The 13,641-nt window shown below is 48.8% G+C and carries 12 protein-coding genes; 3 read left to right on the top strand and 9 right to left on the bottom strand.

The genetic code is table 11. The features are described 5' to 3' along the window. Window positions 1-256: 256 nt before the first annotated feature. From G5171_RS05480 to crp, 5 genes are all read right to left on the bottom strand, one after another. On the bottom strand, window positions 257-3,391 hold the full coding sequence (locus tag G5171_RS05480) for an efflux RND transporter permease subunit (protein WP_216980220.1): 3,135 nt from the start codon (window positions 3,389-3,391) through the stop codon (window positions 257-259). A gap of 18 nt (window positions 3,392-3,409) precedes the next feature. Then, on the bottom strand, window positions 3,410-4,549 hold the full coding sequence (locus tag G5171_RS05475; protein WP_216980221.1) for an efflux RND transporter periplasmic adaptor subunit: 1,140 nt from the start codon (window positions 4,547-4,549) through the stop codon (window positions 3,410-3,412). Window positions 4,550-4,848: 299 nt separating this feature from the next. Then, the gene (locus G5171_RS05470) at window positions 4,849-5,922 is read right to left on the bottom strand and encodes a porin (protein ID WP_216980222.1); all 1,074 of its coding nucleotides are present in this window, start codon (window positions 5,920-5,922) and stop codon (window positions 4,849-4,851) included. 1,042 nt (window positions 5,923-6,964) lie between these two features. Further along, on the bottom strand, window positions 6,965-7,765 hold the full coding sequence (locus G5171_RS05465; protein ID WP_421250712.1) for a putative RNA methyltransferase: 801 nt from the start codon (window positions 7,763-7,765) through the stop codon (window positions 6,965-6,967). Between the two features lie 125 nt (window positions 7,766-7,890). Continuing rightward, complete coding sequence (gene crp / locus G5171_RS05460; RefSeq protein WP_005335304.1) at window positions 7,891-8,529, bottom strand: cAMP-activated global transcriptional regulator CRP; 639 nt, start codon at window positions 8,527-8,529, stop codon at window positions 7,891-7,893. A gap of 300 nt (window positions 8,530-8,829) precedes the next feature. Here crp and G5171_RS05455 point away from each other — a divergent pair, with 300 nt between their 5' ends. Together G5171_RS05455 and G5171_RS05450 are read left to right on the top strand one after the other, a co-directional pair. Beyond that, window positions 8,830-9,234, top strand: coding sequence for an OsmC family protein (locus G5171_RS05455; RefSeq protein WP_421250718.1), 405 nt, complete (start codon window positions 8,830-8,832; stop codon window positions 9,232-9,234). A 93-nt stretch (window positions 9,235-9,327) separates the two neighbouring features. Continuing rightward, window positions 9,328-9,624: an MliC family protein gene (locus G5171_RS05450; protein ID WP_005348285.1), complete on the top strand. Its 297-nt coding sequence runs from the start codon at window positions 9,328-9,330 to the stop codon at window positions 9,622-9,624. A gap of 86 nt (window positions 9,625-9,710) precedes the next feature. Here the strand turns inward: G5171_RS05450 and G5171_RS05445 are convergent, their stop codons facing one another. The 3 genes from G5171_RS05445 to G5171_RS05435 are packed head-to-tail and all read right to left on the bottom strand — an operon-like array spanning window position 9,711 to window position 11,407. Then, window positions 9,711-10,244, bottom strand: coding sequence for a DUF4136 domain-containing protein (locus tag G5171_RS05445; protein ID WP_005348282.1), 534 nt, complete (start codon window positions 10,242-10,244; stop codon window positions 9,711-9,713). A gap of 16 nt (window positions 10,245-10,260) precedes the next feature. Next, window positions 10,261-11,130 (bottom strand): phosphoribulokinase, encoded by an 870-nt coding sequence (locus tag G5171_RS05440; RefSeq protein ID WP_421213090.1) that lies wholly within the window; start codon window positions 11,128-11,130, stop codon window positions 10,261-10,263. A 52-nt stretch (window positions 11,131-11,182) separates the two neighbouring features. Next, window positions 11,183-11,407: a YheU family protein gene (locus G5171_RS05435; RefSeq protein ID WP_005348275.1), complete on the bottom strand. Its 225-nt coding sequence runs from the start codon at window positions 11,405-11,407 to the stop codon at window positions 11,183-11,185. Between the two features lie 145 nt (window positions 11,408-11,552). Between G5171_RS05435 and G5171_RS05430 the strand changes: the two genes are divergently transcribed. After that, on the top strand, window positions 11,553-12,656 hold the full coding sequence (locus G5171_RS05430; RefSeq protein WP_421250711.1) for a membrane-associated sensor domain-containing protein: 1,104 nt from the start codon (window positions 11,553-11,555) through the stop codon (window positions 12,654-12,656). On the opposite strand, the gene G5171_RS05425 is transcribed toward G5171_RS05430, so the two are convergent. Further along, window positions 12,635-13,621, bottom strand: coding sequence for a hydrolase (locus G5171_RS05425; protein ID WP_421250710.1), 987 nt, complete (start codon window positions 13,619-13,621; stop codon window positions 12,635-12,637). The two genes, G5171_RS05430 and G5171_RS05425, sit on opposite strands and share 22 nt — an antisense overlap. Window positions 13,622-13,641 lie beyond the last annotated feature (20 nt).

Here is a 13,641-nt window from a genome sequence, read left to right as displayed (position 1 = left end):
GCAATAAAAAAACGGCCGCAGAGCGGCCGGAAGAAAATAAAATAGTAGACATAGATATTACAGGGTATAACTGACTTCCAATCACTTGGAAGCTGTAGTGCAGAGCAACAGCAGCAACAGTGTTATCGCTGTTATTGCTCAGATAGTTGGTGGCATAGCCACCAACTGAATCGAGCTGGTTCAGTTTTCAATCCGAACTTAAGCCGAATCATACAGCGGTAGATACGTACTCGGCGTAACCAGCATCGATATTCTTCTAGTTCCCACTTTCTGGTATGACCGATAGTTGTTCCGACATTTTTGGTGGAAACTTTTTCATTACTATATCAAAGAACAGAGGCACGAAAAAAATAGCCAGAATAGTTGCTGTGATCATGCCACCGATGACACCTGTACCAATAGCATGGCGACTGTTGGCTCCAGCACCTGAACTGATTGCTAATGGCAAAACACCCAGCAAGAAAGCCAAAGATGTCATGAGAATTGGCCGTAGACGCTGTCGAGCAGCTTCAATAACTGCTGATTGTAAATTAGCACCTTGTGCATAAAGGTCTTTTGCAAACTCAACTATTAAGATTGCGTTCTTAGCTGACAGGCCAATTGTCGTTAATAGACCAACTTGAAAATAGACATCATTTTCAAGCCCGCGCACATATGTTGCAACTAATGCTCCAATTACGCCTAATGGTACTACTAATATAACAGAAGTAGGAATTGTCCAACTTTCATAAAGTGCTGCAAGGCACAGAAAAACAAAGAGTATGGAAATAGCATAAAGATACGGTGCTTGTGATCCCGACTTTTGCTCTTCCAGTGATAATCCTGTCCAAGAGACGGTAATACCATTGGGCAATTTTTCGGCTATTTCTTCAACGGCCTTCATGGCGTCACCGGTACTATAGCCAGGGGCTGCCTCACCAACGATTTCGACTGCAGAGTAACCATCATAACGTTCTAACCTCGGCGATGCCACCTTCCAACGGGTGGACGCAAAGGAAGAGAAAGGCACCATATCTCCTTTACTGTTACGAATATACCATAGGTTAAGATCATCGGGAGTCATTCGATAATTTGGCTCCGCTTGCATGATTACTTGTTTTTGGCGGCCACGGTCAATGAAATCATCGATATAACTACTACCCCAACCTGTTGATAGAGTTTCATTAATATCATCAATACTGACACCTTGTGCGATTGCTTTTTCATAATCAATATCGATAATAAACTGAGGGCTATCTTTCATCCCATTAGCTCTTACATTTGCTAGTCGAGGATCCTTGTTGGCATTCTCCAGAAATGTTTTTTCTAGATTCATTAGTTCATTGTGCCCCAGATTTGAACGATCTTGCAAAAAGAAGTCAAAACCAGAAGATGTTCCCAAGCCACGAATAGCTGGTTGATTGAAAGCCATTACATTGGCTTCCTTTATTGAGGAGAAATATTTGTTGGCTCGTTTTATTATGCTATCAACCTGATCGTCTTCATTTTTACGAAGGTCCCATGGTTGTAGTTTTACAAATGCCATTCCCATATTTTGCCCGCGACCAGAGAAGTTAAATCCATGTACAGCTAGCATCATCTGCACATTATTTTTTTCTTCGCTGGAAAAATAATTGTTTACTTTTTCCAAGGTAGCCTGAGTCTGTTTTAGATTGGCTCCATCAGGAAGCTGAATAGATACAAAAAATGAACCCTGGTCTTCCGTAGGCAAGAACGATGATGGTAATACCTTAAATAAACCAAGCATTACGCATAGCAGTAAAACATAGATGAGAGTAAACGTTCCTCCTCTTTTAAGTATTTGTACCAGGCCAGTTTCGTAGTTGATTGTCATTCTCTCAAAATATATGTTGAAAGTCTCAAAAAATTTATTTCTTGTCGAGCTGTCATGTGTCGCTTTTAATAATGTTGCACAGAGGGCTGGCGTAAAAACCATAGATGTAATTACAGATAGCCCCATGGCTGCAACGATAGTAAGTGAAAATTGACGATATATAACACCAGTTGAACCACCAAAGAAAGCCATAGGAATAAAGACAGCGCTTAATACTAGTGAGATACCAACTAGTGCACCTGTGATTTGATCCATGGATTTGCGAGTCGCCTCAATAGGAGAAAGTGACTCCTCCGTCATTAAACGCTCGACATTTTCTACGACGACAATTGCATCATCGACCAGCAAACCGATAGCCAGTACTAATCCAAACATGCTAAGGGTGTTAATACTGAACCCCATAACCGACATAATCCCGAATGTACCTAATAGTACTACTGGAACTGTAAGGGTTGGAATCAAGGTTGCACGAAAATTTTGCAAAAACAGATACATGATAAGAAACACAAGGATGACAGCTTCAAATAGTGTTTCTACAACCTCTTCAATTGATAACTTTACAAATGGCGTCGTGTCGTTAGGATACTCCAATTTATAATCCATTGGGAATTGTTGAGACAATTCATCCAGTTTTTCACGTACCAGCTTTGATGTAAGCATCTCGTTCGCACCAGATGCCAGTTTTATACCTACTGCTGCCGTAGCTTGGCCGTTTAATAATGAAGATGTGTCAAAAGATTCGCTATTTAATTCTACTCTTGCAATATCTTTCAATTTTACATTTTTACCATCAGTTTTTGCCAAAACTACAATGTTCTCAAATTGCTCGCTGGTATTCAAACGACCGCGACCAACAATCGTTGCACTGAAGTCTTGAGCTGATGTGGCTGGTGCTCCACCGAGCTGACCAAAGGATACTTGAGAATTTTGGGATTTAATAGCTTTTTTAATATCAGCAACAGATAAGTTAAGCTGTGCCAATTTATTAGGATCAAGCCAGATACGCATGGCATATTGGCTACCGAATACTTGTAGCTCTCCAACACCGTTGACCCGGCCTAGTGGTTCATAAATATTATTTAATAAGTAGTCTGAAAGATCTGCCCGGCTGACTTTTGGATTGCTGGAGGTAATTGATGCAATCATTAGAAAAGAGTCGGATGTTTTTTTAACCATGACACCCTGTTGTCTTACTGCATCAGGTAAATGAGCCTCAACAGTTTTTAACTGATTTTGTACCTGCACCTGAGCGATATCAGGATCGGTTCCTGGTTCAAAGGTTAGTTGAGTGACACCATTACCATTCGAATCACTCGTTGACTTTATATACATCAGATTATCGATACCAAGCATTTTCCGCTCAATATTCTGAGTTACTGTATTCTCTACAGTTTCAGCCGACGCACCGGGGTAACTTGTAGTAATTCGAACTACTGGGGGGGCGATATCAGGGTATTGCTCTATAGGCATAAAGATAATGGATAATATGCCTGAGAGCATTATTATTATGGCTAAAACCCAAGCAAAAATAGGGCGATCTATAAAAAAACGAGCCATGTGATAGATACTCCGGCCTTAGTTATAAAGGTATGGTTTTACTAAATCACCAGGATTGATTTTTTGAATCCCTTCAACAATAACTTTATCAATGCTTGACAAACCAGATGTAACAGTCCAATTAGAACCAGTCATTTTACCTAGCGACACATTTTTTATTGCAACATGATTATCTTTGGTTAGTGTCATTACAAATGCTTCTCCGCGAGGAGTCCTCTGTATTGCTTTCTGGGGTATTAAAAAGCTGTCCTTTAATGAACCCTCTTTTATTGAAGCTTTGACAAACATGCCCGGTAGTAATTTGTGTTCCGGATTCGGCACTGTTACACGAACCAATACCATACCTGTATCTTGGTCAACACTAATGTCAGAAAATTTTATACTGCCAAGATGAGGGTAATCGGTATCATTCATTAGTGATATTTTTACATTATTTCCTGTTGAGCTAAGGTTAGTGATTTTTCCTTTGCTTACGGCGTTTTCTAGATTGATGAGGTCAGTAGATGACTGATTCACGTTAATATAGACATGATCAAGTTGTTGTATAGATGCAAGCGCTGCCGTTTGGTTGGCGGTGACCAGCGCGCCCTCAGTGATATTCGAGCGACCGATTTTTCCGCTGATAGGGGCTCGTACATTTGTATAACCAAGATTTATTTCAGCTTCATCTAGTGCTGCTTTAGCAGCCATGACGGCAGCTTTTGCCTGTTGCCAAGCTGAGTGATTCTTATCATAATCTTGTTTACTTATAAGATGTTTGCTTAAAATATATTTAAATCGTTCATCTTGCAGTCTCAGCATCTCTTCATTAGCCTGTTCTTTTGCTAATTCAGCTTTGAGTTTTTTGACTGTTGCCTCATATGGTGTTGGATCAATCTGATACAGTATTTGTCCTTTTTTTATATCAGCACCTTCTTCAAAGAAACGCTTTAAAATTATTCCATCAACTCTGGGCCTTACTTCAGAGACACGCTCTGCTTCAACTCTACCAACTAAACTTGTAATGACAGGGATGTTTTCATTAACTAAGTTAATATAACTAACCTCAGTAGGTAAGGTACTTATAGATGGCGTGTTAGTATTTCTATTGCATCCACTGAGTAGTGCTGAGCAGCTAAAAATAACAAAGGATAACAATAGAGTATGTTTTCTATACATGCATTTATTACCTGGCTGATAAAAATATGGGTGGCAAGAAGATATAACCTTATGACTGTAAGTGAACAGCAGAAATCATCCTTGGCGATATTTAATACTTGATAGATATATTCTGTATTAATTTACAAAATCAAGTATGCTCATTAATTATTAAAGTGTAACCAAGATATGTGTTATGAATGTGTTTATCTGTAGCAAATTGTGTCAGCAATTAATTGATGATTGTTTTTAAAGACAAAAAGAAAAAGCAAAAAAAAATGCCGGATGACCGGCATTTTTTATTTTAATGCTATCTGTAATTAGAAGTTATATTCCATGGAGATAGCTACGATATCATCTGTCGGCTGACCATATTTGCTATAGCCACTCATGGAACCATCATCCAGCAGATTCATTTTATAATCTACAAAGGTAGTGAAATTCTCGGTGAAGTAATATCTTACGGACAGGTCAACATATTCGTTAAGGCGGCCGCTAATATTGTTAGAGGTGTCTTTTACATCTTCTCTAATGTAAGCTGCGATGGGTTCAAAGTCGCCAGCACGATATTTTGCTACGGCTTCATAACCATTGCTCTCTGCAGCAAAACCATTGTTTACGATAGACTGATATTCACCATGAGAGTAGTTGACTGCCATGTAGAAACCGCTATTGGTATAGCTAATTGCGCCACCAACAAGTTTGGCATCATGGTCGCCACCAAACGATGAATAGTTTCTTTGATCGTTAGTTTTCTTGGCTTGGTTATAAGCAACACCCAAACCGAGACCATTATCAAAGTTGTAAGTAGCTGATGTGGCGAAACCGTTACCAGTCCCCATCAAATGATTACCAGAATTGGTAAAACGGTCATTATTTTGAGCTTTACCTTCACCGGTAAACTGAGCACCCAAGGAGAGGCCATCGTATGTATAGATGTACTGAAGCAGACCGTTGCTACGTCCAGTACCAAATAGATCGTTTACTTTACCAAGGCCATCACCACCAAATTCTGGCATGATATCAGTGGTGTTCTTTACTGCTTTATCGAACAAACCATCTTGACGACCATAGACTAACGTTCCGAAAGTATCATGCTTCATACCTGCATAGGCATAACGCAGTTCATCGTTGTCAGAGCCAGAGGTTGGCAAGTTATACTCAGCGAAACCAAAAGCATTTAGCTCATTATTGATAGCCGTTTCACCGTTAACATGCAGGCGAAAATAGCTTGAATCACCACGGAGATCTTTGTTACCGGAGGCATAATATTCACCGTTTACTCGGCCACCAATATCCAGCTTAGTACCATTTTGATTAATAACAGTGGCTGCTTGAGCGCCGCTGGCCAGTACTAAGCTGGTGATGGCCATAGTCAGTGCAGATTTTTTCATATCCATGTTTCCTCTGATGTAAACACTTCCGAACCTGTGATCGGCTCTATGGAAATCGGAAAGGGTCCGATAACCACACGGTAGGCGCCTGAACCTTGACTGGGCCTGAATCTGTCGCCGTTTAATTGAGCGGGGAAGGGGGCTGGAAATATCAGAAAAGACATTTTTGAAGTAGGTGAAAAGCAATTAAATTCAATGTGTTATTATCATTTTAATTTTTATGTATTTCGACATTCCTCATCAACCAAGCCGATAAAGCAAGTTGTGAGCTGTGTCACAGCTGATAGTGCCAACGCTTTTCTGGATAGCAGACGGCACACAACCTGTAGCACTTTGTGAACCTGGTTGTCTGCTATCTTGCATGAGCATGTATTGCGCCATAATGCTCAGGTTCTCCATCCGTTTTTTGCTGACAAATAGTTAGATTGGAGATCCGGAGTGCTGATGAGTTCACTAACATGACCTGCTCGTGCCACTCTTGAGCTGGTTGAAAGGGCGGTTGAAGTGGTGAGAATGGTGGTTGCCTATGTGATATGCCCAGCGCTGATGCTGTAGGTAGTCTGGCTTGCGATACCCAGTTTTGGATACAGCACATATACCCACCTAGTACTCCGCAGATTGCTTAAGGTACTTGCTGTCAAGGAGCTAGCAGGTCCATCCCGTGTTTCCTGCACGTAACCATATAAGAATGGGCTAGTTTACCCTGACAGCCATAACGCGTCGGCGTCTGCCAGCATATCAACTCACCAGTTTTGCTCTATCCGATAAAGGGCAGTTTAAAAATCGGTGAGTCTCACTCCTCGTCCCATCGGTGCTCCATGTATAAGGTCAGCCATATTCAGGCTGTAATACTGGAAACATTGCACGTTATCTGATGAACAATACCTTGTTTATATCTGCTGCAACAGTGAGGAATTGCGCCAAAATAAGCCAACGCCAGGGGGGCGTGACAGCGCCTCAGTTTGTTACACCTCCCTGTGTACCCGCACTGATGACGACGCTATCCTGGAAACCCAGCCCCTTTGAGTGTCTTGCCAGGTAGTCAACTTGCTTTTTGCCACAGGGTCAGCAGCAGATCCTGTTCCAGTTCATCCGGACCCTGTTGAGCGAAAGCGTGACGCTGCTCACCGGTTGCCCGCCAGCCGAGACGGCTGGTCTCCAGAATAAAGCTGCGCATGGCCTGATCCATGGTGAAGCTGAACTGGCAGCGCTGTTGAGCCATCAAATTGAGGCCGTCGAGGGTTGGCCAGCTGAGGGAGTGTTCCATGCTCACCGGATTGAGGCTGACCCGCAGTTGCCACTGATGGCGCGGGCCCGGCTGCAGATAGAGCAGATAGCCACCGGGGGCCAGCCAGCTAACAAGCTGTTCGGTCTTGACCTTGAGATCGTTGACCAGCAACACCTGAACCGAGCCTGGTTGCAGCGGCGCACGGGCGGGATCGGCAATGACAAATTGACCGTCCGGCTGCGCTTTTTTTGCAGCAAAGATGGTGTTTTTGGCGATATCAATCCCGGCAAACTGCCAGCCGGGCAGGCGCTCTGCCAGAGCACGGCAGTAGTAGCCTTCACCGCACCCGAGATGGATCAACTCTTGCGGGGCCAGCGGAGAGAGCAGGGAGGCCATTGCTTCAACCAGCGGCAGTTGGTGTCCGGCTTCCAGGAAATGGTGCTTGGCGCGCATCAGGGCGCGGCTGTCGCTGTCTTTGGGGTTTTTCTTGCCGGGAATGAGATCCAGATAACCTTCCGGTGCCGGATCGAAGTGATGTTTGTTGTCGCAATAGCGCCCCTGGGAGGCTTCATGAAGATGGAGCGGGCTGCGGCAACGGGGACATTGAAGGTGCATAGTAACTCTCTGGGCGAATGCCGGAACAGTGAAAGGCGTTCGGGATTATAGGGGAGAGGATCGAAAAAGGCTGCCGTAGCAGCCTTTTTTATCCCAAGGCCTCAGCCAGGCCTGCGGACGGGTCATCAGCGAGTGCCAAATACCACAATGGTCTTGCCGTGAGCAGAGATGAGCTCCTGCTCTTCCAGCATCTTCAGGATGCGGCCCACGGTTTCACGGGAGCAGCCGACGATCTGGCCGATCTCCTGACGGGTGATCTTGATCTGCATGCCATCCGGGTGGGTCATGGCATCCGGCTGTTTGGCCAGGTTGAGCAGGGTCTGGGCGATCCGGCCAGTCACATCCAGGAAGGCGAGGTTACCCACTTTCTGGCTGGTGTGTTGCAGGCGCTTGGCCATCTGGCCAGAGAGACGCATCAAAATGTCCGGGTTGACCTGGATCAGCTGGCGGAACTTCTTGTAGGAGATCTCTGCCACTTCGCAAGAGCCTTTGGCGCGAACCCAGGCGGAGCGCTCGGGATTCTCGTTCTCCTCGAACATCCCCATCTCGCCCAGGAAATCGCCCTGGTTCAGATAGGAGAGGATCATCTCTTTGCCCTCATCGTCCTTGATCAAGACGGCCACAGTGCCCTTGACGATGTAGTAGAGGGTCTCCGCTTTTTCACCCGCATGGATCAGGGTGCTCTTGGCGGGATACTTATGAATGTGGCAGTGCGACAAGAACCATTCCAGGGTGGGATCGCTTTGCGGTTTGCCAATGACCATGAGAATTCCTCTGTAGTGTCTTTTTATGGACTTGTGCGTCCGGGCAAGCTGCCAATCTTGCCATTCCTTGTATTGGTCGCAGTAGGATAAGAGCCTTTGCCTGTGCTGACAAGGCTTTGCGGGCTTTTGACAGAGCCCTTTGAGTAATGCCTGCTGCGCCGCTTCGGCCATTCTAGGGAAGATAGAGGTCGGAGATGTTGATTTTGATCTATTTCCATCCCAACTCCCCCTGTTCGGCAGAGATAAGCGACTGGGTTATGCTAGGGATCCATCATCATGATTAACAGGAGAGAGTGCGAGATGAAAGCCAAGGTCAGCTGGGTGGAAGGGATGAAGTTTGTGGGTGAGATTGAATCCGGTCACAAGGTGATCCTGGATGGTGCCAACCCCGGTGAGGGGGCCAGCCCGATGGAGATGATCCTGCTGGCGGTTGGTGGCTGCAGCTCCATTGATGTGGTCTCCATCCTCGAAAAAGCGCGCCAGTCGGTGACCGCATGTCATGTTGATGTCAGTGGCGAACGGGTCGATAGCGTGCCCCGGGTTTTCGAGAAGATTAATCTGCACTTCGTGGTGACAGGCAAGGGATTGGCAGAGAAACAGGTGGCCAGAGCGGTCGATCTGTCGATGGAAAAATACTGTTCTGTTTCCCTGATGTTGGAAAAAGCGGTACAAATTACCCATAGTTATCAAATTGTTGAAGCTTGATAACGATAGTTTCGTTGGTACCCTGGCATAAGGCCGTTACGTAAGGCCACTGCACAAGGCCATGACATAAAGCCATTACATAAGGAAAGTGCAATGAAAAAATTGATCGCTCTGCTTCCCCTTTTGGGCCTGGCGGCGTGCAGCAGCCCGCAACCTACCCAGTATCAATACAGCCAATACCAGTGTGGCGAAGAGATGCTGGCCGTTACCTATGATGCCCAGGCTGATATGGTGCAGTTCCCCTATGCCGGTGTTTACCACAAGCTGGCGCGTGTGGAGTCAGAGTCTGGCGCCAAATATTCTGACGGCCTGACCACCTTCTGGAATCAGGAAAAACAAGCTCTCCTTACCCAGAAAGGGGTGACGCTGCTGACCTGTACGCTGAAGTAATCCCGGTGTGTTCCCGCAAGAAGAGCGGCTTGTCATTCGACAAGCCGCTCTTCTTATTAAAAGCATCAACAAAAATGATGAGGACGTCAGTGGGTTGGTACTGGTGCCAGCAGTTTGGCCGCGAGCTGTTGGCTGAGAGCCTGGCGCTGGTTATCGGCAATGGCGACATCGCTGGCCAGCGAGATGGCGCTACTCCAGACGGCTTTCTGGGTTTTGCGGTCGAGTAGCACGATGGCCAGGGTGCCCTTGCGCTGATCTGGTGTGGCCTGCACCCCGGGCGTCATGCCAAGGCGGGAAAAAATCTGTCCATCGCTGATATCCTTGTTACCCGCTACACCGATAGCGACCCAGAGATCCGCTTCATCAAGAGGAACGCTCTGCCACCCCTTGCCATTGAGTTCTTTACTGACCGCATTCTGGATGGGTTCCAGCCATCCTTCGGCCTGATCGCCGGCAAACTGATATTGTTCAGCCAGTGCGTAGCGCGGAGTGGCGCCGAAGGTCCAGTCACCGAGCGAGCGAGCCACCATGGTTCCGGGCTCAAACGTTGGTGCTGACGGCCCGCTACTGCAGCCACCCAGCAGGGCAAGTAGCACCACAGAGAGAGAGGCAAAGCGCATCATAAGCTCCTTTGTATCAGGTGATTTTGCCCGTTTCGAGCAGTTGCTGGATCAGTGGCTTGAGGATCAGCTCCATGGCAAACCCCATCTTGCCGCCCGGCACGACGATGGTATTGATCCGCGACATGAATGATCCATCGATCATTGACAACAGGTAGGGAAAATCAACCTGTTTTATGCCACGAAACCGGATCACCAGCATACTCTCGTCCAGACTCGGGATCACCTTGGCGCTGAAGGGGTTGGAGGTATCCACCGTCGGTACTCGCTGAAAGTTTATATGGGTACGGGAGAACTGCGGGGTAATGAAGTTGATGTAATCATCCATGGAACGGACGATGGAGTCGGTCACTGCCTCACGGGAGTGGCCACGCTCCGAGGTATCGCGAATGAGCTTCTGGATCCATTCCAGGTTGACGATGGGCACCACGCCGATGAGAAAGTCAACGTGGCGGGCCACATTGTGATCCTCGGTGACCACACCGCCGTGTAACCCTTCGTAGAACAACAGGTCGGTATCGTTCGGCAAATGCTGCCAGGGGGTAAAGGTGCCGGGCATCTGGTTGAAGGGGACCGCCTCGTCAAAGCTGTGCAGATAGCGGCGATATTGACCGGTGCCATCCTGGCCATAGCCCTGGAAGAAGCTCTCCAGCAAGCCGAAGTCATTGGCCTCGGGGCCAAAATAGCTGATGTGGCGTCCCTGCTCGCGCGCCTTGCGGATTGCCACGTCCATCTCGGGGCGGGTATAGCGGTGAAAACTGTCACCTTCTACCACGGCCGCCTGATAACCCAGCTGGTGGAACATAGATCTAAAGGCAATGGTGGAGGTAGACGTACCGGCACCGGACGACCCGGTGACGGCGATAATGGGATGCTTGGCCGACATAGAATGCTCTCTTCCTTGGGAGTTTCGTTATACGGGCGTGAACCCGAGATGGTCAAGACGGCTCGTTGAAACGATCACGCGGCACAATATTGACCGATTCATGCAACTCGCTATAGACGATCACGGCGATGCCTTGCTGTAATTGAGTCCTTACCATAGCGACCTTAGCCTCAAGCGGCACATCATGCTCGCCATATTCGGTGCCTTCCTGCAGCACAAAGTGCTCGATCAGGTTGGTCAGGGTATCGGCATCCAATGCTTGCCAGGGGATTATCATGAAGGGATCTCGATGCAAAAGGGTATAACTGTCAGCTATTGTTGTGCGCAATAAAATGAGTGCAACCTCTTTTTACGCGTTTCGTGGAGTGTGAGACATGTTGTCTGAAGAGCAACGCCGGGCCCCCTCAACGATGTCGGCTCACATGGATCTTGCTCGCCGGCAGGCTATCAGTCGCGGCATGGTCTGGTTCTGGCTGTTGAACTGGCTGGTGGTGCTGTTTCTTGCGATACGCTACCAGGTCTACAGTCAGGCGGGCCTGGCCAGTGATGGTGCTCTACCATGGCGTTTTCAGAGTGAGTTGGGTTTTGTCATGGTAGTGCTACTGCTACTGCCGGTTGCAGCCCTGCTCTGCAACCATATGCAGGATCGAGTCTGGCTATGGTGCGCACTGGTCGTAATGTTGGTCTGGGGGGGCGTCTGGACGCTGCATATCTTCACCATTGGTGAAGTTGAGCTGCGGGGAGGTGCAAGCTATGCCAACGGGATCATGCGCCTCAATTTACTGGCCGCGCTGATCGCGTTCTATCCCGACCGACGCGTGCTATATGCCTATCTCAGTGTACCGTTGCTATTTGGCGTTGCGCGCTTGTGGTGGCTGGAGGTGGATTTTCCCCAGCTTTATCTGCTTGAAGTGGTATGTACCATCATGGCGCTGGAGGTTGGCCGCCGGATGCTGCATCGCTGGTTTGAGTTGGCCGTAATTCGCGAGCATGACAATCTGGCTCTGTTGCGGCGCCTCGATGCACTGGCCAAGCAGGATCCACTGACCGGTCTTGCCAACCGGCGCCACTTCAGTCAGGAACTCGAACGTTGCAGAGCCCATAGTCAGTCGAGCGGCACTCCGCTTGCCCTTATCCTCATTGATGTGGACTACTTCAAGCGCTTTAACGATCACTATGGCCATCAGGCGGGAGATGTCTGCCTGCGGGAAGTGGCGCAGTTGATGATGCGTGTGGTGCGCAGTGAGGCGGAGCTGGCTGCCCGTTACGGCGGTGAGGAGTTTGTGTTGCTGCTACCCGATGCCGATAGTCAGGGCGCAGCTAAGGTAGCGCAGCGGTTGCAGGATGGGCTGGCTGAAGTGCAGCTTGAGCATCTGGCATCCGACGTCGCCGATCGGGTGACCATCAGTCAGGGGATCGCAGCACTGGGAAACGGGGAGAGTGGCGAGCAGCTACTGGAGCGGGCCGATCAGGCGCTCTATCGGGCCAAGGAATTCGGACGCAATCAGTTCTGTGTTGCAGAGTGACTCTGTTCGGCAATCCAGCGGCTGATCCGCTCATCCAGCCAAAACCGTGGCCGCCAGGGCGTGCCGTGCAGAAAGCCGACATGGCCGCCGCGCTGGCTCAGCTCATAGCGCACCGTGGGCGAGAGTTGCTCCGGCCGTGGAATGACGGCGTGTGACATAAAAGGGTCGTCGGCGGCGTGGATGATCAGGGTCGGGATCGCGATCTGGCGCAGCAGGGGAAGGCCGGAGCAGCTCTGGTAGTAGTGGGTTGCACTGTGAAAGCCGTGCAGTGGCGCGGTGACCAGCTCGTCAAAATCACGCAGGGTGGCAATCTGCTCTACTTGCTGGGGTTGCCAGCGTTCACTCGCTTTCTGCTGCTGGCTGATTTTGTTGAGCAGATTGCGGCGCATGGTACGCAGCAGATAGTTCTGGTAGACCTTCGAGAAGCCCTGATTGACCCGCTCGGCGCAGCTCGCCAGTTGCAGCGGGGCCGAGACCACCACCGCCGCTTTCAATGCCGCAGGACAGGCTCGCGCCAGCAGATTGACCAGCATATTGCCACCCAGTGAAAAGCCGATGGCGATCAGCGGTTTGCCCGGGAAGCGCTGGCTCAGCTCGGCAATCAGCTCCTGCGCATCACCGATGGCGCCGGAGTGATAGGCTTGCAGGTGGCGATTGGGCTCGCCACTGCAACCGCGAAAGTGCATCAGCACAGCCTCTCTGCCTTCTTGCTGCAGGTGGGCGAACAATCCCTTGGCATAGTGGGAGTGAATGCTCCCCTCCAGCCCGTGAAACACCACTACCAGCGGCCGTTCATCAAGGCTGACTTCCCCGCTCCAGGCGAGGTCGACAAAGTCGCCATCCTGCAGTTCAAAACGCTCAGCCACAAAACGGGCAGGGGGGCGGCGCAGCCATTTGGGCAATATGGTCTGCAGATGAGGATTGCGGGCCCACCAGGGGGCGTGGAAGTGGCTCTCGGTCAGCATGGGGTCAGCCGGTCAGTGTC

The organism is Aeromonas sp. 600774, assembly GCF_049175075.1.
Taxonomy (GTDB): domain Bacteria; phylum Pseudomonadota; class Gammaproteobacteria; order Enterobacterales; family Aeromonadaceae; genus Aeromonas; species Aeromonas veronii_A.
This window is presented reverse-complemented; position numbering and strand designations above follow the sequence as displayed.

What these genes read in the sequence shown, in the direction of transcription:
- crp (WP_005335304.1), bottom strand. Translation starts at nt 8,529, where the DNA reads ATGGTCATTGGCAAACCGCAAAGCGATCCCACCCTGGAATGGTTCTTG.
- G5171_RS05450 (WP_005348285.1), top strand. Translation starts at nt 9,328, where the DNA reads ATGAAAAAATTGATCGCTCTGCTTCCCCTTTTGGGCCTGGCGGCGTGC.
- G5171_RS05425 (WP_421250710.1), bottom strand. Translation starts at nt 13,621, where the DNA reads ATGCTGACCGAGAGCCACTTCCACGCCCCCTGGTGGGCCCGCAATCCT.
- G5171_RS05440 (WP_421213090.1), bottom strand. Translation starts at nt 11,130, where the DNA reads ATGTCGGCCAAGCATCCCATTATCGCCGTCACCGGGTCGTCCGGTGCC.
- G5171_RS05445 (WP_005348282.1), bottom strand. Translation starts at nt 10,244, where the DNA reads ATGCGCTTTGCCTCTCTCTCTGTGGTGCTACTTGCCCTGCTGGGTGGC.
- G5171_RS05435 (WP_005348275.1), bottom strand. Translation starts at nt 11,407, where the DNA reads ATGATAATCCCCTGGCAAGCATTGGATGCCGATACCCTGACCAACCTG.
- G5171_RS05480 (WP_216980220.1), bottom strand. Translation starts at nt 3,391, where the DNA reads ATGGCTCGTTTTTTTATAGATCGCCCTATTTTTGCTTGGGTTTTAGCC.
- G5171_RS05475 (WP_216980221.1), bottom strand. Translation starts at nt 4,549, where the DNA reads ATGTATAGAAAACATACTCTATTGTTATCCTTTGTTATTTTTAGCTGC.
- G5171_RS05430 (WP_421250711.1), top strand. Translation starts at nt 11,553, where the DNA reads ATGGATCTTGCTCGCCGGCAGGCTATCAGTCGCGGCATGGTCTGGTTC.
- G5171_RS05455 (WP_421250718.1), top strand. Translation starts at nt 8,830, where the DNA reads ATGAAAGCCAAGGTCAGCTGGGTGGAAGGGATGAAGTTTGTGGGTGAG.
- G5171_RS05465 (WP_421250712.1), bottom strand. Translation starts at nt 7,765, where the DNA reads ATGCACCTTCAATGTCCCCGTTGCCGCAGCCCGCTCCATCTTCATGAA.
- G5171_RS05470 (WP_216980222.1), bottom strand. Translation starts at nt 5,922, where the DNA reads ATGAAAAAATCTGCACTGACTATGGCCATCACCAGCTTAGTACTGGCC.